Origin of the sequence: Paraburkholderia domus, assembly GCF_905220705.1 — a bacterium.
Lineage (GTDB): Bacteria > Pseudomonadota > Gammaproteobacteria > Burkholderiales > Burkholderiaceae > Paraburkholderia > Paraburkholderia domus.
The window spans coordinates 24,321-47,295 of the sequence record NZ_CAJNAT010000017.1 but is presented as its reverse complement, the minus strand read 5'-3'; the positions used below and the strand labels follow the sequence as shown (position 1 = coordinate 47,295).

Here is a 22,975-nt window from a genome sequence, read left to right as displayed (position 1 = left end):
TAGCAATCGCGCCCTTGGCAATTTTTCACCCGCATTAAACCGCTTCGCTCTTGGAGATAATTGTGATGTTTCAAATCCGCAAAAGAGTAATAACCGCCGTCGCATCGGCTGCTTTGTTCGGCTTAACGGTGCCGGTCGCGATGGCGCAGAATGCTGCGCCCGACTCGGTGGCGTCGACTCCGAAGCAGGTTCAGAAAGCCCAGCGCAAGGCCGCCCGAAAAGAAGCGCGGGCCAAAAAGAATGCCGAGCTTCGGAACCTTGAGAAAAACGGATCTGTACCGGGAAGCGATGATGTCCACTATCCGCAAGATCCTCAGAATGCGCAAACTAAATATGCGCCGGCTAAGCCGGACCCAAACAAGTAATCAACAAGGAGATTGCTCCCGGCATCGAATTCGGCGCCGGTTGCAACGTTGACATCGTGCTGCGCGGCGCGTCACCACGCAGGTACGCTCGCGACCTGCCGTGCAAAAAACTTCTGCGTCAGGACCGATTGGTCGCTTCCATCAAGTCTCGTGCACGCCCGACAAGAAAGTGATCGCCGCTTCAGGGAAGACGTTCTTATCGGGCGTCGCCGATGCGTCGACCTTAACGCAAACCCCATGCAAAGCTGTTCCTGAGGCCGGTCTGGTTGGAGCGAAAGTCCCGGCGGGGCAAGCGCGTCTGCGTCACTGATATCCCGCAATAGAGATACGGATCCGCGATGCCGCGATCAGGCGTGTACTGCGGTGCCGCCGACGCTAAGCTCATGATTTATGTGCAGGCCCCGATGATCGGCGGGAGCCAGGCGGCATGGGTGCCGGCGGGAGTGCGAGCGCCGTGGTTGGGCCGAAGGCAAGCCAGACCGCCGGCGCTTGAAGTGACGGACATGTCGGGGTTTACGCTCGTTCTGATATGAATGAATAGTTTTATGCTTGAAAATTATTTATGGATAGTTACTATTCGTTTAGGCGGCGGTCAAGTTGAAAGACTCTAGTTGCAGCTGGGCACATCAACCTTCGGGCGGGAGCGCGCGGGGACCATAGGAGCAGCGAATGCATAGCGTAAATCTGAGCGGAGCCGGCTGGGCAAAACGGCTGCTGGCTCATGGCATGCACTTCTTGAGCGACAGAGAAAAATGGGGTCAGATTTTCGGTAAGCTCGTGAATTTTGCCGTTCCAATATTGGCGCCAATTTGGACGCCAATTATTGATGGTCAGTATTATGTAATTTTTGCGGAGCGCATCACCGATGCTCAGTTCGACCGATAATCGCCTGCGTCTTCGCGTTGGCGTCGATTCAGGTGGCACCTTTACTGACATCTGTATGTTTGATGAAGTGAAGGGCGACATCTTCGTCTGGAAAGTGAGTAGCACCCCACAGGACCCTTCGCTTGGCATCGCGAACGCGGTTGAGCAGGGTTTGCGCGAGGTGTCGCGAGTCTCGGGACGGGACGCCGACGTCCATTACTTCGGTCACGGTACGACCGTCGCGACGAACGCGCTAATCGTCGGCCGTGGCGCTGAGACGGGCCTTATTACCACTTCGGGCTTTCGCGACGTTCTGGAGTTGCGTCGTCAGAAGCGGGACGCGCTGTACGACCTGCAAACCGAGAAGCCAAAGCCTATTGTTTCGCGTGACAGACGCCTTGAGGTTCCTGAGCGCGTGCTCTTCGATGGTCGTGTTTTCACCGAACTCGATGAAGAAGCCGTTCGTGCTGCAGCTCGCCAACTTGGTGCGGAGGGTATCCGGTCAATCGCTGTGTGCTTTCTGTTTAGCTACGTGAATCCCGAACACGAGCTGAGAGCAAGATGCATTGTTGAAGAGGAGATTCCCGGGGCTTACGTCACGGTCTCGCACGAAGTTGCGCGCGAGTTTCGTGAGTATGAGCGGTTCTCCACGACGGTGGTCAATGCCTACCTCGGCCCGATCATGAAGAACTATCTGCAGCGGCTAAAGCCTCGTCTTGATGAGATTGGCGTCAGGTCGCCCGTGCATCTCACGCAGTCGAACGGCGGCATTATCTCGTCCGAATCAGCTCAGCGTTTCCCTGCACGTACGGTACTTTCCGGGCCTGCGGCAGGTGTAATGGGTACCCTCGCCATTGCAGAAGCGGCTGGGTTCGAGAACCTGATTACCTTTGACATGGGTGGAACGTCTACCGACGTCTCCCTCATCAAGGGTGGCGTGCCAATCATGTCGAACCAGGCGGTCGTGCATGGTCACCCGCTGAAGCTTCCGATGCTCGATATTCACACCGTGGGCGCAGGTGGTGGGTCAATCGCATACGTTGATGCAGGCGGGCTGCTCAAGGTGGGACCGCGCAGCGCCGCTGCTGACCCGGGGCCGATCTGCTTCGAGCGGGGTAACAATGACGAGCCGACAGTCACCGATGCAAACGTCGTACTCCAGGTTCTGAACCCCGTTGCATTACTGAATGGCCGACTGCCAGTCAATCAGGCCAAGGCGAAGGAAGCCATCGCGAAGTTGGGTGAGCGCCTCGGGCTGGGAGTGATGGAGACCGCGCAAGGCATCATCAGTGTAGTCATCGCCAATATGGCAAAAGCGATTCGAGTCGTGTCCGTGGAGCGCGGACACGACCCACGCGATTACGTGATGTTCGGATTCGGAGGCGCAGGCCCGATTCACGCGTCGAGACTGGCCCGCGCTCTCGACATGCCAAAAATCGCCATCCCGAAATATCCAGGGATTATGTGTGCGCTCGGCCTGCTCCTGACGGACTTGCGAACGTCTACGTCCCTGACGCGGCTCCTGCCGCTTGAGGATGGAAGCTCTGCCCGTCTGCAGCAAGGTTTCGAAGAGCTTGATCAGCAGATTTCGCGGTGGTTTGAGGAAGAAGAGATCAAGGACGAGCGCAAGGCGGTCACCCGAACGCTCGACATGCGCTATGGCGGTCAGGGCTTTGAACTGAGCGTGCCGTGCCCGGCAGGGAAGTTTGACAAGCAGGCAATCGAGTTGCTTCGCGAGGCATTCGAAGATGCGCACCAGCTCACGTATGGTTACGTCGCGAAGAATGAGGCCATCCAGGTTACAACGCTGCGTGTCAGTGCCGTTGGTCGGGTCAGGAAGGCTGAATTCCAGGCACAGCCAGACGCAGTCACGCGAGCAGAGGATGCGATCGCCAGCATGCGGGAAGTCTGGATTCCGGAAGCGGGAGGTTTCACTGAGTGTCCGCTGTTCGACAGGGAGAAACTCGGCCCGGGACATTCCGTCGATGGGCCGGCCGTCATCAATCAAATGGACTCGACGACGTTGGTCTTGCCTGGCCAGACGGCCCGTGTCGATTCTTTCCTCAACCTGATTATCGAGGAGCGTTCATGAACATCAGCGAATCGATGTCCGGCCGTACCCCGGTAGACGTTCAACCTGCGAAGCTTGATCCAATCACCGTGGCGGTGATTGGGAGCGCGTTGTCGACCATTGCCGAAGAAATGGGCAAAGCACTCATCCGCGCGGCGTACTCCACGAATATCAAGGAACGACAGGACTGTTCGACGGCTCTGTTCGATACTGGGGGGCACATCATTGCGCAGGCAGAGCACATCCCAATCCATCTGGGTTCACTGCTGGGCATCGCCGGATACGTGCTCGAGCACCACGACATGACAACAATCCGGCCCGGTGATGTGTTCATCGGAAATGACGCATATACGGGCGGCGGCACGCATCTGAACGATATCGTGCTTATCGAGCCAGTGTTTTTCAAGGGAGAACTGGTTGGTTGGGTCGCCAACCTCGCGCATCACTCGGACTTCGTTGACCGCGGGCATGCCCATATCTTCCAGGAGGGGCTCCGGATCCCGCCCGTGCGACTGTATAAGCAGGGCGTGCTTCAGGATGACGTGATGGATCTCATCCTGCTGAACTGTCAGGTGCCGCACGAGCGCACAAGTGATTTCCGGGCACAGATGGCTGCAAATCGCCTGGGTGTGCAGCGCTTCCAGGATTTGTGCGAGCGCTATGGCCGCGACGTAGTTGATCAGGCTGCGGCCGAGATTCTCGACTACACAGAACGCCGTACCCGAGCGGGTATCGCGCTGATTGCAGATGGCGTATACGAGTTCCAGCACGAATTCGACACGAATCTGATTGACGACATTCTGGACCTCAAGGTTCGTGTCAGCGTGCAGGGTGAGGAACTGTTCGTTGACTTTCCTGACGCGCCACCACAGGTGCGGGCGCCAATCAACATGGTGTTCACGGCGCTGCAGGCAACGGTCTTTTTCGCGGTCAGAGCCCTTGTTGACCCGGATATTCCGGCGAACGCGGGCTTTCATCGTCCCATACACATATCGGCGCCCGCAGGCAGTGTGCTGAATTCCACTCCGCCTGCGGCGGTTTACAGCCGCACGGATATCGCCATGCGTCTTGTCGACATGATATTCGCCGCGCTGGCGCCGGTTCTGCCTGAGCGGGTAGTGGCCGCCTCGACTGGTGGGATTCTCCTTACAACGAGCGGTATGCATCCACGTACGGGACGCTTCTACGTCTACAACGAAATGCAGGGTGGAGGCATGGGCGCAAGGGCAAGAAAAGATGGACTCGACGGAGTTCAGGTTAATACGACGAACTCCGCCAACCTGCCCATTGAGGCGCTCGAAACGGAGCATCCGGTCATGGTCGAGTGCTACGAACTTGTGCGTGATTCGGGCGGACCCGGTGAGTACAGGGGCGGAATGACCATGAGGCGTAGAGTGCGGATACTTGACCACGAGGCGATGATTTCTGCTGGTGGTACAAACAGCCGTTTGTCGCCATATGGCATTTTCGGAGGACATGCTGGAAGTCCGGCGCGCGTCGAGATGCCGGAAGGCGCCCCACCTCTTGAGCGTCGCAAAAGCGTTCTCCAGGCAGGCCAGTCGGTTGGGATGGTCGCAGCCGGCGGCGGTGGTTACGGCGACCCGAGGCATCGCCCCCGTGAACTCGTGCTTCGTGATCTGAAAGAAGATCGAATCTCGGAGGCTGCTGCACGGGACATCTACGGCCTCGATCCCTCGCTGCTGTAACGTCCGGGGCGCCGTAACAGTCATCTTGTGCGGCGTCGGCCGGACAAACTGAACTTCTAATCGGATATGGTCATCGTGAACCAGTTGAACTTTATACAGGTCGTTGGATTTGGACCGAATGGGTGGGGCCTGACGCTGCTCAGTGGTGCGGTTGTAACCATTGCCGTAGCTATATGCGGGATGTTTCTGGGCATGGTATTCGGCACGCTGGGGGCGTGGGCTAAGGCGTCGAGGCGCAGACCTTTCGCCGGGATTGCTGACGCTTACACCACGATCATCCGCGGACTGCCAGATCTTCTAATCATCTACGTCATTTACTTCGGCGGGAGTGCAGTACTGACCTGGTTGCAGCCGTTCCTGGGTTCTACCGGTTTTGTCAATTTCCCCGGATTCCTTGCCGGCACAATTGCAATCGGTGTTACGTCGGGAGCTCAAAGCACCGAGGTCCTTCGGGGCGGCCTGAATGCCGTCAACAAAGGCGAAATCGAAGCGGCGCGCGCCTGCGGTATGAGGCGTCTGTTGCGCTTTCGCAGGATAGTCGCTCCGCTAACGTTGCGTCACGCCCTGCCGGGAATGGGTAACGTCTGGCTCAGTGCGCTGAAGGAGTCGTCGCTGCTGTCGGTGACGGGTCTTGCAGAACTGATGCGTCAGGCACAAGTCGGTGCCGGGTCCACGAGACTACCGTTCGATTTCTATGTTGCTGCTGCTCTCATTTACTTTGTTCTGTGCGCGGGGTCGACTCTTGCCATTCAGCGCGTTGAGCGGCACCAGGCCCGTAGCCTGACAGGGAGGGCATGATGGACCTGCCGTTTATCTACCAGACTTTTGTCCAGTTGCTACCAGGTATTCCGCTGACCCTTGGACTGGCTTCGTTCAGCGTCGTTCTGGGCGGTCTGCTGGGATTCATTATTGCACTGCTGCGACTCTCGCCGTCGTCAGCCGCCAGGGCACTGGCATGGGTCTATGTGCAGGTGATTCGTAGTGTGCCGCTGCTTGTGCTGCTTTTCATGATTTATTACGGCTTGAGCCAGTTCTCAACAATTCGCGCGAGCTTCCTGTGGCCCTTTCTGCGTGAGCCGTACTGGTGTGCTCTCCTTGCTCTCACCATCAACACGTCTGCCTACGCGAGCGAAATCATTCGCGGCGGGTTGCGCTCGGTTCCGCGTGGTCAACTGGAGGCGGCATATGCGTGCGGGATGCCCCGAGCACTGGTGATGCGTAGGATCATCCTGCCGCTTGCAGTCAGACAGGCGCTCCCCGCGTATAGCAATGAAATCATCGCGATGGTGAAGGCGACTTCCCTGGCGTCCCTTGTGACACTCATGGACGTGACGGGCATTGCTTCGTCCATTGCCACCGAAACATACCGGCCAATCGAGGTGTTTGTATCGGCGGGGATTATCTACTTCCTCATCACTTACCTCCTGACTCGGGCAGTGCATTGGCTTGAGCACCGGCTCAACCCTCATCTGCGGCCTCCAGTAATTGAAAACAACCAGCTCATTGAGGGGAACGCAGCATGAATACGGTTAGCAATCTGATTCGACCGAAGGCAGTCGAGTTGACAGGCATCCGCAAGCGGTACGGGAACCTTGAGGTGCTCAAGGGAATTTCACTTGAAGCACGCGAAGGTGAAGTGATCTCGATTCTCGGTTCGTCCGGTTCGGGCAAATCGACGCTGCTTCGTTGCGTCAACATGTTGGAAGTCCCGGATGCAGGGGAAATTACGGTTGCCGGTGAGCGTATCGGTATGTCGGGTTCAGCATCAAGCGGACCAAGACGCTACGACCTCAGGCAGGTTGACCGCATCCGTTCAAGTGTCGGCATGGTGTTCCAGAATTTCAATCTGTGGTCTCACAAGACAGTGCTGGAGAACGTCATCGAGGCACCTGTTCATGTGCAGCGTCGACCACGAAAGGAATGCATTGAAGAGGCGCGAGAACTCCTTGAGAAGGTTGGCATCTCTAACAGGGAGAGTTTCTATCCCGCCCAACTTTCCGGTGGTCAGCAGCAGCGCGTGGCCATCGCTCGCGCTCTGGCAATGCGACCTTCACTCATGTTGTTTGATGAACCGACATCTGCTCTCGACCCTGAACTGGTTGGCGAAGTACTCCGTGTAATGCGCCGCCTGGCAGACGAAGGCCGCACGATGCTCATCGTCACTCATGAGATGGGCTTCGCTCGGGAAGTGTCGAGCCGGGTGGTCTTCGTGGACCAGGGAATGGTGAAAGAAGAGGGAACGCCAAGCGAGGTCTTCGGTACAGGCCGATCGGTTCGTCTTCAGCAATTCCTTGCAGGGTAGTCCGAACACAGACAGTCAGCTAATCAATAACCCCACAAAGGATGCGAATATGAAAACTTTTAGACAACGCCACACGCGCTCGTTCGTTCTTGCAATGGCTGTCGCTGGCGTCGCCGCGCTATGGTTTGGACCGGCGGTCGCGCAGACTGCACCCAAGGAAGTGCGAATTGTCACTGAAGGTGGTTTCGTGCCATGGAACTATACGAAGTCCGACGGAACGCTGGCGGGCTTCGAAATTGACCTCGCACATAACCTGTGTGACCGTATGCACGTCAAGTGCACAATCACTGCGCAGTCGTTCGACAGTATGATTCCTGCTCTGAACGCTGGAAAGTACGATGCCATCATCGACGACATAGCCATTACGCCGAAACGCGAGCAGGTGATTGCGTTTTCGGTACCCTATGCCGCCCTCTGCTACACGTTCGGTACCCTGAAGAACAATGACGTTGCGAAGAAGCTTCCGGCGGACGGGCGGAAGATTCCGATTAGTGATGAGGCGGGGTCCACGAAAGCACTCTCTCAGGTAAAAGCCGCGCTTTCGGACAAGGTCGTCGGCACACTCTCTGCCGGCACGTCGGTGGAATTCGCAAACACGTATCTCAAAGGCATCTCGGTGCGCCAGTACAAGACACCTGAGTCGCGAGATCTGGACCTGTTAGCCGGCCGGCTGGATGCGGTCATTGGTGCAAAGGATTCGCTATTGGGAACTGCGGCGAAACCGGGCAACGAGAACATGGTGCTGGCGGGTCCCTGTTTCGAGGGCGGCGTCATTGGCAAGGGATCTGGCGTGGGGCTCCGTAAGGGGGACACAGAACTGAAGGCGATGTTCGACCAGGCTATTCGTGCTGCGCAGGCCGACGGGACAATCAAGAAGCTTTCGGAGCAGACTTTCCATATGGATGTGACCCCAACACAATGATTTTGGGAGCCATCCCGGCGTTTCCCCCGCCTGCCGTCTTCGGGGGTGCGTGCGAGGCACGTCGGGATGCATACGTATCGATGGACTGTGGTTTATCCACTTCCGCTGCTCCCTTCTCCAACAGAAAAGCATGAGCATGTCATCAATCAACGGACAACGTGGGTCGCGCTTCCGGGTTCGCGACCTAGCGACACTGATAGAACGAGACATTACCTCTGGGCGCCTCGGTGCTGGCGCGTGGCTCAAGCAGGTAGAGCTTGAACAGGTCTATGGCCATTCGCGCATTGATGTGCGGCAGGCGCTGGAGCACCTCGTCGAACGCGACGTCGTGGAGTCCATTCCCAATCGCGGCTACCGGGTTCAGGTGTTCACTCAGGAGCGGCTGCAGAACATCCGGCAAATCCGGGCCATTCTCGAGGTCTCGGCGGTCGATTCGATCGTCGGGAAAGCGGGCGCTGACGATATCAGGAATCTGAATATACTCGCTCAGGCATTTTCAGACGCCGTTGTTTCCGGCACAGCGACAGAGCAAGAGCAGTGCAACAGGGCGTTTCACAGTCGCTTGCTTTGCCACTGCAGCAATGGCGAGCTTGTAAAGATGATATTTGACCTGCGCGACCGGATCCCGCTAGCCGTGCGTCGTGAGAACAATACGTCAGTCATGCTTGCCAGGTCCGCGCAAGATCATTTCGATATGGTCGGGCACGTGGCAGACGGAAATCGTGACGCATTGCTTGAAACAATGCGCTGTCACGTCCTGGGACACAAGGACGGTGGCTGCTGAGGCAGCGTGCCTGGGTTCGGGGCCCTCAGCGGATGAAGACCTTTCGTCGTAACGATGAACGGTCACCCGCTTCCAGGCGGCTTTCGGCGTGCTCAGGCATGGCGTCGCACATCGCATCCAGCAGCACCGTAACAAGAAAGGTGCTAGCTGCGTACGAATCGAATACGAGTGTCGAGTGGATTCGCGCAGAAAGGCTGAAATCAGGAACAATACCCTGCGCCGGGAATGCCGGGTCTGAAACGACCGCCAGCTTAAAACCCAACTGCCTTGCGAAGTGGAGTGCCTGTATCGTTTCTCGTGGATACAAGGGCATCGCGAAGGCAAGGAGACACTTCGCGCCAGCCGCGTAGGCCTGCTCGAGCTGGTCCTCCGCGAAGGACCCGCCATTCGAGATGGGTCGAACGTCTGGATGGACTTTCGCTGCGAAGTAGGAAAACTGCGTCGCAAGACCGGCGGAGGCGCGAATTCCCAACGTCACGAGCGGAGAGGATTCGGCGAGGGCTTTCCCAAAGGCTCTGATTCGTTCGAGGTCGCCGAGCTGTTCCGAAAGCTCGGCGACATTTCGTGCTTCGGCTGCGACCGCTGCTTGATATTTGTTTGCGTTGGGTCCCGCACCGGAGGAAATCGTCGTCGGCTCTGCGAACGAACGAAGTGCGCGACGCATGTCCAGGAAGCCATCAAATCCCAATGCCACCGCGAAGCGGGATACGGATGGCTGACTGACATTCGCAAGCTCTGCTAGCTCCATGCTGGTCAGGAAGCCTATGTCAGCAGCATGGTCGACCAGTATCTGCGTAATGCGGCGATGCGCAGGTGTGAGTCGTTGCCCTTCGAGTCTGCCTTCGAGTTCGTTGCGCAATGTCTTGGAGGCAACTGGGCCTTCCGGGGGGCGCGCGGCAGATTTGGGTTTCACGTTGCGGGCTACGCCAGCCAAGTTGCTCTCCGGAATTTGAACGGGGGACTGTTGTAACACGTTTGGCATATTACCCGAAAGCATGGCGAGTTTGTGCTCCGGAGCATGGCTGCACCGGAGGGCGCAACCCGGAAGTGTTGGTGTTTTGGGTACCGATATTCCCCGGCCGAAACATGCTGGACGGCCGGAGAGAGTCGGGGCGGTTGCATTCGGCCACTGGCTTTTGTCAGTGCACCGGTACGCTTGCCCTGCGACAATCAGGCATTGCAGAGGACAGCGGAAATGGCTGCGACTTCCTGAGGTTTGCGGTGAGGGAAGGCGACCCCGAGGTTCCAGGGGAAGATGAAGTGAATCCACCGGTGCATGCGGATCACATAGGTCATCATGGAGCCGGTGAGTTGTACATACTCATCTTTGGTTTCCAGCTGATCCAGAGCGTCACTGTACATCTGGCCAACCTCGTGCATGTTTGTCAGTCCGAGGTCAGTCATGAATTCGAAGACGTTGAACGTGCCCGTCAGGAACTCCCGGGTCATCTTGATGAGGGTTGGGAGCTCGACGTCCGGATACTGCGAGACCTTCAGGAACCGGTACATGACATCAGCACCGACCAGCATGAGATACGCCTCAAGGTGTACCAGCACACTGAATGATTGCTGGCCACTGCCCGCGCCGCTATCAATGATGCCCCAGCGGATTTTCTGGATTTCGTCCGGCTCCGAAAGCCACACCCGTTCGACCTGGCGGTCGATTTCTTTCTTTGCTTCGAGCCAGTGTCCCTCGAATTTCTTGATCGTAGACATTTAAGCAACCCTCCGCACAACGATGTTGACGACATTTCTACGCGGCTCGGTGACTGTCTGTTCCCAGACATGCTCTCCGAGCTTGGCCAGCGTAGGCAAATCGCTTTCAAGGACCTCACCAAACTTGTTGACGAGTGCGCTCTCGGTAATAGCGCCGTAGGTGAGGCAGATTGTCTGGCCGGGTGCGTACAGGTACACGGCGCCCGGTGATCGCTTCACCATGTTCGATTTGCCCAGGTGGACGATTTTTGTAGGCATCCAGATAGCCTCGCCGGAGATTACGACGTGGCCCAGAACGCTATTGAGCGGCAGTTGCTTGAGGACTTGCGATACGACATCTGGATTGTCTTGCGCCAGCAGCTGCACGCGGAACTTGAGGTCCGGCCCCGGCGCATGGAATTCGAGCAGGTCAATTGACATGGATACTCCGTTTGGATGAAAACTTTCATGTGTAAAGCATGATGAAGAATAAAACAATTCATAAACGATTGCAACGCCTAAATTGATTCATGCTCGCGAACGGCGTCGAGAAGGAGAGATTGAGCCTGCAGGCTACTTTCACCATCCATAGGGTAGTGCCGCTGTGTGCTGGTCGAAGTCAGTCACGAACGTTGGTTTACACGTATTGAATGAAAATATACATTCATGTATAGTCAGTTGACCATTCATGCAAAGGACGTTGTGATGATCAAATTGACTCCGGGTAAGTTGACCTTGGCCCAGTTGCGCCGCGTGGCGCGCGAGAATGTTTCCATTGAGCTTGATCCCGATAGCTTCGAGGCAATCGACGCTGCAGCACGCACGGTTGCGGAGATAGCAGAAAGGGGGGTTCCTGCTTACGGCATCAATACGGGCTTTGGGCGGCTTGCCAGCACCCACATACCGCGTGAGCAACTCGAGTTGCTACAGCGCAACCTCGTGCTGTCACACTCAGTTGGCGTGGGCGAGCCGATGACGCGTCCGGTCGTGCGCCTGTTGATTGCTCTCAAATTGTCGAGTCTGGGCCGAGGCCACTCGGGAATCCGCCGTGAAGTGATGGGCGCGCTAATCAGCCTTTTCAATGCCGACGTGCTGCCGGTGATCCCCGTGAAGGGCTCGGTCGGCGCATCTGGAGACCTTTCGCCGCTCGCGCACATGTCGGCGGTGCTGCTAGGCGTCGGCGAGGTGTTCGCGAAAGGCGAGCGCATGAGCGCGATGGATGGTTTGAAACTCGTCGGACTCGCGCCGCTTAAGCTACAGGCAAAGGAAGGCCTTGCGCTTCTCAACGGCACCCAGGCGTCCGCCGCACTTGCGCTTTACAGCCTGTTTGCAATTGAAGACCTGTATCGCACCGCGCTGGCGGCAGGCGCGCTATCGGTGGATGCGGCGATGGGTTCGGTTGCGCCATTCGACCATCGAATCCATGCGTTGCGTGGTCACCAGGGGCAAATCGATGCGGCATTAGCCTATCGAACGCTTCTTGAAGATTCTGCAATCAACGCTTCCCACGCTGACTGCGACAAGGTTCAGGACCCGTACAGCCTGCGCTGCCAACCGCAGGTCATGGGAGCATGTCTTGACCAGATTCGACACGCAGCAGGAGTCTTGCTAATCGAAGCCAATGCTGTATCTGACAACCCGCTCATCTTCCCGGACACCGGCGAGGTGCTTTCTGGCGGGAACTTCCACGCCGAGCCCGTGGCGTTTGCCGCAGACAATCTTGCCATTGCGGCGTCGGAAATCGGCGCTCTAGCCGAGAGGCGGATTGCGCTGCTGATTGATGCGACCCTGTCGGGCCTGCCGCCGTTCCTAGTAAAGGATGGTGGAGTGAACTCCGGGTTCATGATTGCTCACGTCACCGCGGCGGCACTCGCCTCGGAAAACAAAAGCCTGGCGCATCCGGCATCCGTGGATTCACTGCCGACATCAGCGAATCAGGAAGACCACGTGTCGATGGCTACGTTCGCGGCCCGCAGGCTGGCCGATATTGCCGAGAATGTCGCCCATATTCTCGCGATCGAACTGCTCGCAGCGGCACAAGGGGTAGAACTGCGTTCCCCGTATGAGACAAGCCCGACTCTGCAACTGGTGATGCGCGCGATCCGCCGGGAAGTGGCTCACTACGACACAGACCGCTACTTCGCACCTGATATTGCCGCCGCCGCCTCACTCGTGCGGAGCGGCGAAATTGGAACGCATGCTCCGCTGTCTTTCACGTCAGAATCAGCCTCGTTTCGAGGAGGTCTCCTGTGAACAGTCCCGAACACGTTGATCCGCGTCTGGACCCGACCCGCACGATCCGCGCACCGCGCGGCGCGAAAAAGACCTGCGAGACCTGGATCGCGGAAGCCGCGTACCGGATGATCCAGAATAATCTGGACCCGGAAGTCGCCGAGCATCCGCATGCGCTGGTCGTGTATGGCGGAATCGGCCGTGCGGCGCGTAACTGGGATTGCTTCGATCAGATTCTCACGTCGCTGAAAGACCTCGAAGAGAACGAGACGCTGCTGATTCAATCGGGTAAGCCGGTCGGCGTGTTCAGGACGCATGCGGACGCACCGCGCGTGCTGCTGGCGAATTCGAATCTGGTGCCGCATTGGGCGACGTGGGAACACTTCCACGAACTCGATCGCAAGGGCCTGATGATGTACGGGCAGATGACTGCGGGCAGCTGGATCTACATCGGCAGCCAGGGTATCGTGCAGGACACCTACGAGACGTTCTTCTCGGTGGCAAACCAGCATTTCAACGGCGATCCTTCGGGCCGCTGGATTCTGACGGGCGGCTTGGGGGGCATGGGTGGCGCGCAACCGTTGGCCGCGACGATGGCCGGCTTCTCGATGATCGCGGTCGAATGTGATGAGACGCGTATCGATTTCCGCCTGAAGACGCGTTACGTCGACAAGAAAGCGGCGACGCTCGACGAAGCGCTCGCCATGCTTGAAGAAGCGAAGAAAACAGGCAAGCCGGTGTCGATCGGCCTGCTGGGCAATGCAGCGGATGTGTTCGCTGAATGCGTGACGCGTGGCATCACGCCGGATTGCGTGACCGACCAGACCAGCGCGCACGATCCGATTCACGGCTACCTGCCGCAAGGCTGGAATGTCGAAGACTGGCGCGAGCGTATGAAGACCGCCCCGGACTCGATTGTCACGCCGGCCAAGCAGTCGATGGCAAGGCAGGTGCGGGCGATGCTGACGCTGCAGGAACGCGGCGCGGCGACTCTCGACTACGGCAACAACATTCGTCAGATGGCTTTGGAAATGGGCGTTGAAAACGCGTTCGATTTCCCGGGCTTCGTGCCGGCGTATATCCGCCCGCTGTTCTGCGAAGGCAAGGGCCCGTTCCGCTGGGTCGCGCTGTCGGGCGATCCGGAAGACATCTACAAGACCGATGCGAAGGTCAAGGAACTGATCCCCGATGATCCGCATCTGCACAACTGGCTCGACATGGCGCGCGAACGTATTGCGTTCCAGGGCCTGCCGGCGCGGATCTGCTGGGTTGGCGTGAAGGATCGTTACCGTCTGGGTCAGGCGTTCAACGAAATGGTCAGGAATGGCGAGTTGAAGGCGCCGATCGTGATCGGCCGCGACCACCTCGATACCGGTTCGGTGGCAAGCCCGAATCGCGAAACCGAATCGATGAAAGACGGCTCGGACGCAGTCAGCGACTGGCCGCTGCTCAACGCGCTGCTGAACACCGCAGGCGGCGCGTCGTGGGTCTCGCTGCATCATGGCGGCGGGGTCGGCATGGGCTTCAGCCAGCACTCGGGCGTCGTGATCGTCGCTGACGGTACCGATGCTGCAAAGGAGCGCCTCGGCCGCGTGCTGTTCAACGATCCGGCGACGGGTGTGATGCGTCACGCAGATGCGGGCTATGAACTCGCGCAGGAAACGGCGCGCGAGGCCGGCCTCAACCTGCCGATGCTGGGCCGTTGGTCGTGAGCGCGACGCCATCGATGGCAAGCGTGTCGCTGATTCGCGGCGCGGATCTCGTGGCGGCGCCGTGGAAGAACGGCGGCGGCGTCACGCGTGAGGTGGCGGCGTTTCCCGCGGGCGCGACGCTCGATGTGTTCGCGTGGCGCGTGAGCGTTGCGGATGTCGCGCAAGCCGGTCCGTTCTCGCGCTTCGCGGGCATCGACCGGACGCTCGTGTTGCTGTCGGGCGCGCGAATGCTGCTTGTCGAAGCGGGGGGCCCTCATGCGGTCGTGCACACTCTCCGCGAGCCGCTCGATATCGCGCGCTTCGAAGGCGAGACGGCTATTGTTGCGCATCCCGTCGACGGCCCGACGCGCGACTTCAACCTGATGGTGCGCCGCTCATCCGCGCGCGCTGATCTCACGGTCTGGCGCAGCGGCGCATTCGACGTCCAGGATGCCGACACACTCCTGCTGTTCTGCGCGCACGGCCCTGTCGACATTGAACTCGGCGTGGGCGTGACGCACAGACTCAACGCGCTCGACACATTGCGTGTCGACTCGCCGCGCGGTGTCTCATGCAGGCTGCGAGGCGAGGGCGCGGCAGTGCTCGCCGTCCGCATCCACAAGCTTTCGGCTGACGAAGTCGCCGTTCAATCATGAAGCCAACCGTCTGGCGTAACCTGAGTCTGTGCCCGCATGGCGACCTTGGCGAGACGATCGCCGACGCAGCGATCGCTGTGCAGGACGATGGCACGATTGACTGGCTCGGCGCGATGACCCACCTTCCGGGGCAATACGCCGACTGGTATCGCGAAGACATTCAGGGGGCGTGGGTCACGCCCGGACTGATCGATTGCCAAACACATCTCGTCTATAGCGGACAGCGTGCAGATGAGTTTGCCGGGCGTCTCGAAGGCGTGGGCTATGAAGAGATTGCGTGGCGCGGCGGTGGCATCGTCTCGACCATGCGGGCGAAACGCGAAGCTAACGAAGACGCGCTATTCGCGCAATCCGCTGCGCGTCTCGAAGCGCTGCTCGCGGAAGGCGTCACGGCAGTCGAAATAAAGTCCGGATGTGGGCTCGAGCTCGAATCCGAGCGCAAGATGCTGCGGGTTGCGCGTCAGCTGGGCGAGCGGTATCCGGTGAAGGTGTACACGACCTTCCTTGGAGCACACGCATTGCCGGCCGAGTTTTCTGGCCGCACCGATGCATACATCGCCGAAGTTTGCGATCGCATGCTGCCTGCGCTCGTGGACGAAGAGGCCCTACGCGTACGACGAAACTCGCGCAGCGAGAGTTGAGCCGCTACTCGAACTTCTGGTGAACGGTGCCATCGAGGCGGTGCACGGCACAAAAAGTGATTGAGCGGTCCGCGTCACTGAATCGCTTATAGACAGCTCCGTGAGCAGGCTTCGTAGTCAAGCAACTGTAACAAAAAGGTAGAGCAAATGCTATCCCGTCAAGTCAACGTAGCGGCGTTCACATTGTCCGACGCGGCAATGGAATTCAACGCGCATCTGGAGCGGAACAAGGCCGATCAGAAGTCGCAGTATGCGGCTCTGCTCCAGGCTCCAATGTCATCGTTGGTCAGCAGCGTCAGTGACCGCGCAGATGTCTCTTCCGCGGCAATCCTCGGTTACAACTGACTCTCGATCCCGTCACGCCCGGACGAGACCATGGTGCCGATCGGGAACGCATCGGCCGTGCTGGCTTGGCTGGTGACCTAAACCGACAGTTCGAAACCTCATGAATCGATCAATGGAGCAAACGTCATGGCCATCTCCGCGACCGCTAGCCTCGCAGAATTCGTGTCCAATGTTCGGGAATTGTCCGCTGTCGTCGGTGGTCCTGACGCCCAGTTGAGGTGTGCCTCAACCTGATAACACATCGGTATCGATCGCAGTGTCCAGGAGCGGTCACTTGCCGCAAGGTGTCGTCCGGTTCAGGTGCGAACGACCGCCACGTTTCCACTCGGCGCGCGACAGCGCTAGTCGGACGCCATCGACGAAGCGGGCTCCGCAGTTCCCCAATGGGAAAGGCAAGGCATCGTCGTGTAGTACGGCTACGCCCGCTTCGCGCAGTTGCCGGGCAGCTTCTTCAAACACGACTGTATGGCAGATCAAGACGCCGACACTCGGATCAAGCTCTCTGCACCGCTTTATTAGGTTCGGTATCGCCGCGCGAATGACCTTGCGTCGCGCGCTCTTGGTTTGCGAGTTGACCGGAGTCTCGACTGCGTCGATCAACCAAACGCCATCATCCTTGATGCGCTGCAGATTGCCCTTCTTTTGACTTACGTCGAACTCGACATCAAGCCCGTACAGAGCCGAGGAGACGCCGCGGTAGAGGTTGTCGTGCTGGCTGAGTGTCACCGAATAGAAAAACCGGCGATCACCGCCGCGAGAATCTGGGGCCGACTCGCCAACAAGCAGCAACCGGATGCGTTCCGGCCGATACTCGTGTCGAAGTTTCTCGTACCAGTCAAGTTCAACCATGATTTCTAGCCCCAAGCACGTGCACCGACAGCCTATATTATCCCGGCGGGCTGCCGCTTCGGGTCACTCGGCGGCATTCGAAACCCCCGATCTGGGACGCCAAACGTACGAAAAACTCCGAATCTTGAGACCACCGCTGCTCGGGCGCTTCCGACCCAGCCTGACGGCGCGTGGCGAAGTCAATGCACCTTGAGTTGATTCGGTCGCTGCAGAATCGGACCAGCCCGCTGGTAGTGATTGCGTGAAGGCAGGCCGATCGGGTAGGGTGGCGACATCCCAACCACAACGAGGAATCAACAATGAACAAGCAGGAATTGGTGGATGCGGTCGCGGCGGTAACAGATGAAAGCAAGGCCGCGACCGGCGAGATGATCGACGCAGTGATCGCTGCGATCACCGGCGCGGTGACGAAGGGCGATACCGTCCAACTGATCGGCTTCGGCTCGTTTTCCACGGGTGCGCGCGCCGCACGGGTCGGCCACAATCCGGCGACCGGCGCCGAAATCCAGATCCCCGCGGCGAAGACCGTCAAGTTCACGGCGGGCAAGGCGTTCAAGGATGCCGTCAACGCGGCATGACGAAGGTGGCGATCGCGCCCAGCGACTACGCCGGGCTGCACAAGGAAGTCGTCAGTGTCGTCGAGTCGGCGCGACGCACGGCGGCACGCAACGTCAATGCCGTGATGACCGCCGCCTACTGGGAGATCGGGCGGCGGATCGTCGCCAGTGAGCAGGGCGGGCATGCGCGCGCCGGTTACGGACAGGCGCTGATCGCCCGGCTCGCGGACGACCTGACGCGCCGTTTCGGACGCGGATTCGGCAAGGCCAATCTGGCCAGCATGCGCGCCTTTTATTTGGCCTGGCCGGCGGCGGAGATTTTCCAGACAGTGTCTGGAAAATCGGCAGTTGCCGGAAATGTCCAGACGCCGTCTGGAAAATCGCTGCCGGCGAAAGACGTTGTCGACGCCACGGCAACGGCGCCCGATTACATGGCGCTAGTCACCCGTTTTACGCTGCCGTGGTCCGCCTATGTGCGCCTGCTTTCTGTGAAGACGGCGGCCGCCCGCGCTTTCTACGAAACAGAGGCGTTGCGCGAAGGCTGGTCGGTGCGCCAGCTCGACCGCCAGATCAGTAGCCAGCTTTACGAGCGGCTGGCGCTGTCGCGCAACAAGGCGGCCCTGCTCAGAAAAGCCGCAGATGTCCAGCCGGGTGATCTCCTCACGCCAGAGGAGGCGATTCGCGATCCGTTCGTCCTCGAGTTTCTCGACATCAAGGACGAGTACTCGGAGTCGGACCTTGAGGAAGCCCTGATCCAGCATCTGGCGGATTTCCTGCTGGAGCTCGGTGACGACTTTGCTTTCGTCGGCCGGCAGCGCCGCCTGAGAATTGACGACACGTGGTTCAGGGTCGATCTGGTGTTTTTCCATCGACGGTTGAGATGCCTGGTCATCATCGATCTCAAGGTCGGCCGCTTCAGCTATGCGGACGCCGGGCAGATGCATCTCTATCTGAACTACGCGCGCGAGCACTGGATGAAGCCTGGGGAGAATCCACCTGTCGGTCTGATCCTTTGCGCCGAAAAAGGTGCGGCCGAAGCACACTACGCGCTGGACAACCTGCCGAACAAGATTCTCGCGGCGGAATACCAAACGGTGTTGCCCGATGAGGCGATGATCGTGAAGGAACTGGAACGCACGACAACGGAACTGGAGCGGCGGACCGGAGCTGCGTAAGATCTGGTCCCGACGTCCGACAGGTCCCGTTCAACTGAAAGTGAGGCCGCGAGACGGTGCCGCATCGTCATGTGAGGTTAGACGGTGGGCCACCGTTGGCGAGGCATAGCCTCCTCGTAAAGCCGACCAGCGCAAAACGCGGTATGTGCTGGTACGGCAAAGCGCTAGCACAAGTGCGAGCGGCAAGGGCACCGCAACGCGTACCACGGCCATCAAAATCGTCAGCGCGAGGCCGCCGAGAGGTCCCTGCGGATATTGACCGACCAGGAGCGTTTGCCAATAGTTACGACTATTGTCGATTATTTCCTCGCGGCTCGTCACGAGGTGTATGTCCAGGCGCGGGAACGCAACCCGGCACGCTGGTCACCGTGCACGCGGGGCTGGACGCCAATCGGTAAGGTCACCCTCAATCCGGAGCGCGAGTCAGTCGTCACTATGGCCTCGTACGCCACACTTAAACAGCCTTTGGCTGCATGACTGAGTCGACAAGTACCTTGACACGCGCCGTTAGTCAGGTTCTCCCGCTTAGGAAGCCGGAAGAAAAATCCACCGAGGTGGATGGGGTTTATACCTGTAAAGCTACCCGTTCGGGTAGGCCGAGTAACCTAGCCCCGATATTCCTACCCTTTCATCTGGTTGTTCAGGCTGCCGGAAGTTGCTACCTTCCGACGTGGGGGCACTTTCAGGTCGACAATTCCGTATCAGTCAAAAAAGGCGCGAAAAAAGAAAATACTGCATTGAGGAGAAGCGCTTTGTGGCATCCGCTCCAAATCTAACATGTAGCGATCCAATGGAAGCGCGGCTGAATTATCAATTCGGTGACTGGGTCTGGTATTAAAGCAGACCGGCGATCTACGTGATGGTGTCCACTATTTTTCGCGAATTTGGTGAGTCCTGCGCGATCGCACAGAGTCGCTCCAGCAATCGGTGAGTAAGCTCCATGAATACCAATCTGATCGGAAGATGGCGAAACGAGTACGGATCCATTCTCGATATCCAGTCCCAGAGCCCAAGAGGTGCTCTGCAAGGCATCTACACGTCCGAAACCGGAGCGTCGGGTGTATACATTGTGAATGGATGGTCACCCGACGTCGAACTTTCAAATCAGCCGGTTGCGATTTCGGTCTTCTGGAGGCCGACTAACAGCACCAATGTCGATCCAAGTTGGACTTGGGTAAGCGTCATGAATGGTGTTCTGTTTCTCGATACCCCGGACCTGCAGCCAGTCATTCAGTTCTTGCACGGCATGGTCGCCTCCACACCGTTCGAGGCGGTTCAGGTCGAACGTCCCGGGGTCTACACCGAGTCACTCACTTTCCGAAGGGCGCCTAGCGGGGGAGTGCTCCCAGCGAGCCAATGCGACACTCCGCGCGGTGGGCGGACCGCAAAGCGTGCTGTCGTGACGTTGACCAATATCGAGCCGAATTCAGGCTACAGGCAAATCGATTTTACATATGGAGCGGACGGTAACTGTATCGGATCAGTGATGCAGTGTCCGGGTCAAGAGTGCCAGATTCAGGGCATCATCGACCCGACACCCCCAGGAAATATGCAAAGTCTCGCTCTGACCGGACTACATAGGACGGGCCGTACTTACACTGTGGGACTCGGAGGATTTATTGACCTGAATGCCTCGCGAGCAACGCTCGATCTTTTTGAATCGGATGCCGTCAGATATGCGAACAAATACGCCGGGGTTGCCATGAGCCAAGAACGATTCACTGTTTCGATCAGAAATCTCTGACCGGCCGTCAGGAAGACATAATGAGCCGAACGCGATTTCCAAAAGTGGCGCGAGCAACCATTCCCATGGAAGCCGTGGAGGGATCGCGTCAGGGTAGCGGAGCAAGCTCCTAGCCTTCTCCAGAGAATATTGGCACCGATCCCTCGCTGCCAGCCATGAAGCTGAATTTCGACACTGAAGCCGGATTCATCTGCATGCCGTCGACGGAATCCAATGCAGCTGCCTGCGACCTGTTACGGTGACCGAGTTTCTACCTCGAAATAAGTCTGACGTTCTCGTGGATCGACCAGAGCGCTAGAAGACGTTGACAAGTGGAAAGCGACGTACCCGTCTTCCGAGACAACTGGGGCGGGGGCAAAGAACGTTTTCTTCAACAGCACGCCGGCAGGATTCGTGGCTACCCATTCTTGGGAACCGCATCGAAGCTGAGCCTGATGCCGAAACCTGATTGCATCTCAAGCCAGTCAAGGGTGAGATTTTCGCTATCGAAGACAAAAATAGAGAATCGACGCGATAAGCGGAGACCATTTGGAGCCCGCGACGGGCACTGTTGCGATGCGCGCGACTACTAGGCTGCGCGGGATGCATGACCTTGCCAGTCACAAAGAACGCGACGAGCTGGCTAGCGGACAGCAGTCAACCCGTCGCGGCCTTCGTGCTTTCAGGATTGGGTTGCTGGGAGACGCGAGTCATATTGGCCTCGCTAAGCGCATAGTGCACATTGGAGTATTGTACTTAAGAGTGCTAACTGTCACGCTGCGTGCAAGAATGCGACGCGCTCGCTTGGGTGTGGAGGAATTGGGGTTCCTTCCAATGGAACTGCCATTTCCGGGTGCGATACACTCGCTCGCCGGTTCCACGCCCAAACACGCGATATGGGATCCCAGCGGTTTCCGACAGTACGATGGCAACACAATTGCCATCGCTGTCTCTCATGGCGTCAAGGTCCGTTTGGCCCTTGGCGTCAGCGATGCGCCAGACCTGCAATCCAGGCTGGTGTGATGAAGGCGAAGTTATCGCTTCGGCTTCTTTACTTTTACGGAGTAAACGTTTTGACAAACCAGTTCAATTCCAGAGCCGCGGGCCTGTTCGGTACGGGCGAGGGTCCCGCCCACGAGCGTATCGTGCTGACCACCTGCGCCAAGTCGGGTCTCCAGTCGATCATCGCCGTCTATAACACAACGCTCGGTCCAGCATTTGGTGGCTGCCGTTATTGGACCTACGCGCACGAGGCCGATGCGCTCCTCGACGCGTTGCGTCTTTCGCAAGGCATGGCTTATAAGAATGCGCTCGCTGACCTGCCATTCGGCGGTGGGAAGGCGGTCATTTTGCGCACGGCAGGACAGACCGACCGTTCGCAGCTATTCAGAGCATTCGGACGCGCAGTTGAGTCGCTCGACGGTCTCTATATCACCGCGGAAGATGTTGGGACAACCGTTGGTGACATGCGTGCAGCGCAAACGGAAACGCGCTACATCAGCGGGATGCCACGCGACGGCGGGTTCGGCGGCAACCCATCCCCGAAGACCGCGTACGGGGTGTTCGTCGGCATTGAAGCGGCCGTGCAGTATGTTCTGGGTCGCAGCAGCCTCGCGGGTGTGACGGTTGCCGTGCAGGGGCTCGGATCAGTCGGCTGGGATCTGTGTCAGCAGCTATCGGACGCAGGCGCGAAGCTGATCGTTTCGGATGTCGATGGCACAAAGGTTGCTTTGGCCCGGGATCGCTTCGGTGCACACCCAGTGGCGCCGTCGGAGATCGTCGGGGTAGAAGCCGACGTTTTCGCACCTTGCGCACTGGGTGCGGTGATTACTCCGACGGTCGCCGAACAATGCCGCTTTCGCATCGTTGCAGGTGGCGCAAACAACCAGCTCGCAACGCTCGAAGAAGGCGATACATTGCACCGCCGTGGCATCTTCTTTGCGCCAGACTTCCTGATCAATGCCGGCGGTATTATCAGTTGCGCGCGGGAATATCTGGGTGGAAGCGACGAGGCGACGGTGATGGGGGAGGTTGCAGGAATCCGGGAGCGGCTGCTGCAGCTTGCGCGGCGCGTCGAGCAGACCGGCGAAGCCCCCGCGCGCGCTGCTGTAAACTGGGCGCAGGAGAAGATTGAGCGCGCGTCCATGACTCGCAAGTAAGCGCAGGGAAATCACACAACGCCGCCATGCCGACGAGTATCAAGCGTGGCTGGCGGCACTCGTCTGGACCCAGACCTGAGGGAGTAATATTGCTTGGCTACGCCATGATTGTCAGTAACAGCAGGGATTTTCTGGAGGCTGTTACAAATTCAGCTACAGGCAAGCGAGGCGGGGTCAATGTCGCCAGACTGCGGCAAATAATCTGGCCCGCGAACACTCATTGGTGGCCGAGAAGGCC

General features: G+C 58.6%; 19 protein-coding genes and 2 pseudogenes. 17 read left to right on the top strand and 4 right to left on the bottom strand.

The features are described from left to right. Positions 1-65: 65 nt before the first annotated feature. From KHO31_RS24925 to KHO31_RS24885, 9 genes are all read left to right on the top strand, one after another. A complete protein-coding gene (locus KHO31_RS24925) occupies positions 66-365 on the top strand; it encodes an amidohydrolase family protein (protein ID WP_200654943.1) in 300 nt (99 codons plus the stop codon). Positions 366-1,034: 669 nt separating this feature from the next. Beyond that, positions 1,035-1,250, top strand: coding sequence for a hypothetical protein (locus tag KHO31_RS24920; protein ID WP_211624340.1), 216 nt, complete (start codon positions 1,035-1,037; stop codon positions 1,248-1,250). Beyond that, positions 1,231-3,321: a hydantoinase/oxoprolinase family protein gene (locus tag KHO31_RS24915; protein WP_201078841.1), complete on the top strand. Its 2,091-nt coding sequence runs from the start codon at positions 1,231-1,233 to the stop codon at positions 3,319-3,321. Before KHO31_RS24920 ends, KHO31_RS24915 begins: the two co-directional genes overlap by 20 nt. Continuing rightward, entirely contained in the window at positions 3,318-5,006 is a 1,689-nt protein-coding gene (locus KHO31_RS24910) for a hydantoinase B/oxoprolinase family protein (protein ID WP_236071441.1), read from the top strand. The genes KHO31_RS24915 and KHO31_RS24910 overlap by 4 nt, the downstream gene beginning before the upstream one ends. Before the next feature lie 75 nt (positions 5,007-5,081). Next, positions 5,082-5,804 (top strand): ABC transporter permease, encoded by a 723-nt coding sequence (locus tag KHO31_RS24905; RefSeq protein ID WP_201078843.1) that lies wholly within the window; start codon positions 5,082-5,084, stop codon positions 5,802-5,804. Continuing rightward, a complete protein-coding gene (locus KHO31_RS24900; protein WP_201078915.1) occupies positions 5,804-6,529 on the top strand; it encodes an ABC transporter permease in 726 nt (241 codons plus the stop codon). Before KHO31_RS24905 ends, KHO31_RS24900 begins: the two co-directional genes overlap by 1 nt. Continuing rightward, entirely contained in the window at positions 6,526-7,308 is a 783-nt protein-coding gene (locus tag KHO31_RS24895) for an ABC transporter ATP-binding protein (protein WP_201078845.1), read from the top strand. Before KHO31_RS24900 ends, KHO31_RS24895 begins: the two co-directional genes overlap by 4 nt. Positions 7,309-7,357: 49 nt before the next feature. After that, complete coding sequence (locus KHO31_RS24890; RefSeq protein WP_201078847.1) at positions 7,358-8,230, top strand: transporter substrate-binding domain-containing protein; 873 nt, start codon at positions 7,358-7,360, stop codon at positions 8,228-8,230. A 136-nt stretch (positions 8,231-8,366) separates the two neighbouring features. Next, the gene (locus KHO31_RS24885) at positions 8,367-9,014 is read left to right on the top strand and encodes a GntR family transcriptional regulator (protein WP_201078849.1); all 648 of its coding nucleotides are present in this window, start codon (positions 8,367-8,369) and stop codon (positions 9,012-9,014) included. 25 nt (positions 9,015-9,039) lie between these two features. Here the strand turns inward: KHO31_RS24885 and KHO31_RS24880 are convergent, their stop codons facing one another. The 3 genes from KHO31_RS24880 to KHO31_RS24870 form a co-directional block, all read right to left on the bottom strand. Beyond that, complete coding sequence (locus tag KHO31_RS24880; RefSeq protein ID WP_211624338.1) at positions 9,040-9,948, bottom strand: MurR/RpiR family transcriptional regulator; 909 nt, start codon at positions 9,946-9,948, stop codon at positions 9,040-9,042. Positions 9,949-10,184: 236 nt separating this feature from the next. Further along, entirely contained in the window at positions 10,185-10,730 is a 546-nt protein-coding gene (locus KHO31_RS24875; RefSeq protein WP_201078853.1) for a cucumopine synthase-related protein, read from the bottom strand. Then, on the bottom strand, positions 10,731-11,150 hold the full coding sequence (locus KHO31_RS24870; protein WP_201078854.1) for a hypothetical protein: 420 nt from the start codon (positions 11,148-11,150) through the stop codon (positions 10,731-10,733). It abuts the gene before it with no gap. 264 nt (positions 11,151-11,414) lie between these two features. Here KHO31_RS24870 and hutH point away from each other — a divergent pair, with 264 nt between their 5' ends. The 4 genes and pseudogenes from hutH to KHO31_RS24850 form a co-directional block, all read left to right on the top strand. Further along, on the top strand, positions 11,415-12,962 hold the full coding sequence (hutH, locus tag KHO31_RS24865) for a histidine ammonia-lyase (protein ID WP_201078856.1): 1,548 nt from the start codon (positions 11,415-11,417) through the stop codon (positions 12,960-12,962). Then, positions 12,959-14,653, top strand: coding sequence for a urocanate hydratase (hutU, locus tag KHO31_RS24860; protein ID WP_211624336.1), 1,695 nt, complete (start codon positions 12,959-12,961; stop codon positions 14,651-14,653). The genes hutH and hutU overlap by 4 nt, the downstream gene beginning before the upstream one ends. Positions 14,654-14,667: 14 nt before the next feature. Continuing rightward, a complete protein-coding gene (locus KHO31_RS24855) occupies positions 14,668-15,288 on the top strand; it encodes a HutD/Ves family protein (protein WP_201078917.1) in 621 nt (206 codons plus the stop codon). Continuing rightward, positions 15,285-15,887, top strand: a pseudogene (locus KHO31_RS24850) (imidazolonepropionase); the annotation flags it as partial. The gene KHO31_RS24855 and the pseudogene KHO31_RS24850, both read left to right, overlap by 4 nt. A gap of 657 nt (positions 15,888-16,544) precedes the next feature. On the opposite strand, the gene KHO31_RS24845 reads toward KHO31_RS24850, so the two are convergent. Further along, entirely contained in the window at positions 16,545-17,123 is a 579-nt protein-coding gene (locus KHO31_RS24845) for a hypothetical protein (protein WP_201078859.1), read from the bottom strand. A gap of 284 nt (positions 17,124-17,407) precedes the next feature. Between KHO31_RS24845 and KHO31_RS24840 the strand changes: the two are divergent. From KHO31_RS24840 to KHO31_RS24825, 4 genes and pseudogenes are all read left to right on the top strand, one after another. Further along, a pseudogene (locus KHO31_RS24840) lies at positions 17,408-17,701 on the top strand (HU family DNA-binding protein); the annotation flags it as partial. Continuing rightward, positions 17,698-18,855 carry a PDDEXK nuclease domain-containing protein gene (locus KHO31_RS24835; RefSeq protein WP_201078864.1) on the top strand — a complete coding sequence of 386 codons (1,158 nt, stop codon included), beginning with the start codon at positions 17,698-17,700 and terminating at the stop codon, positions 18,853-18,855. The pseudogene KHO31_RS24840 and the gene KHO31_RS24835, both read left to right, overlap by 4 nt. Before the next feature lie 940 nt (positions 18,856-19,795). Then, entirely contained in the window at positions 19,796-20,599 is an 804-nt protein-coding gene (locus KHO31_RS24830; protein WP_201078866.1) for an avidin/streptavidin family protein, read from the top strand. 1,052 nt (positions 20,600-21,651) lie between these two features. Continuing rightward, a complete protein-coding gene (locus KHO31_RS24825; protein WP_236071439.1) occupies positions 21,652-22,737 on the top strand; it encodes a Leu/Phe/Val dehydrogenase in 1,086 nt (361 codons plus the stop codon). The last annotated feature ends 238 nt before the right edge of the window (positions 22,738-22,975 follow it).

Bases quoted from the DNA above. Each gene is read 5' to 3' on its own strand.
- KHO31_RS24855 (WP_201078917.1), top strand. From the start codon at position 14,668: ATGGCAAGCGTGTCGCTGATTCGCGGCGCGGATCTCGTGGCGGCGCCG.
- KHO31_RS24830 (WP_201078866.1), top strand. From the start codon at position 19,796: ATGAATACCAATCTGATCGGAAGATGGCGAAACGAGTACGGATCCATT.
- KHO31_RS24915 (WP_201078841.1), top strand. From the start codon at position 1,231: ATGCTCAGTTCGACCGATAATCGCCTGCGTCTTCGCGTTGGCGTCGAT.
- KHO31_RS24925 (WP_200654943.1), top strand. From the start codon at position 66: ATGTTTCAAATCCGCAAAAGAGTAATAACCGCCGTCGCATCGGCTGCT.
- KHO31_RS24900 (WP_201078915.1), top strand. From the start codon at position 5,804: ATGGACCTGCCGTTTATCTACCAGACTTTTGTCCAGTTGCTACCAGGT.
- KHO31_RS24870 (WP_201078854.1), bottom strand. From the start codon at position 11,150: ATGTCAATTGACCTGCTCGAATTCCATGCGCCGGGGCCGGACCTCAAG.
- KHO31_RS24875 (WP_201078853.1), bottom strand. From the start codon at position 10,730: ATGTCTACGATCAAGAAATTCGAGGGACACTGGCTCGAAGCAAAGAAA.
- hutH (WP_201078856.1), top strand. From the start codon at position 11,415: ATGATCAAATTGACTCCGGGTAAGTTGACCTTGGCCCAGTTGCGCCGC.
- KHO31_RS24910 (WP_236071441.1), top strand. From the start codon at position 3,318: ATGAACATCAGCGAATCGATGTCCGGCCGTACCCCGGTAGACGTTCAA.
- KHO31_RS24920 (WP_211624340.1), top strand. From the start codon at position 1,035: ATGCATAGCGTAAATCTGAGCGGAGCCGGCTGGGCAAAACGGCTGCTG.
- KHO31_RS24845 (WP_201078859.1), bottom strand. From the start codon at position 17,123: ATGGTTGAACTTGACTGGTACGAGAAACTTCGACACGAGTATCGGCCG.
- KHO31_RS24890 (WP_201078847.1), top strand. From the start codon at position 7,358: ATGAAAACTTTTAGACAACGCCACACGCGCTCGTTCGTTCTTGCAATG.
- KHO31_RS24835 (WP_201078864.1), top strand. From the start codon at position 17,698: ATGACGAAGGTGGCGATCGCGCCCAGCGACTACGCCGGGCTGCACAAG.
- KHO31_RS24885 (WP_201078849.1), top strand. From the start codon at position 8,367: ATGTCATCAATCAACGGACAACGTGGGTCGCGCTTCCGGGTTCGCGAC.
- KHO31_RS24895 (WP_201078845.1), top strand. From the start codon at position 6,526: ATGAATACGGTTAGCAATCTGATTCGACCGAAGGCAGTCGAGTTGACA.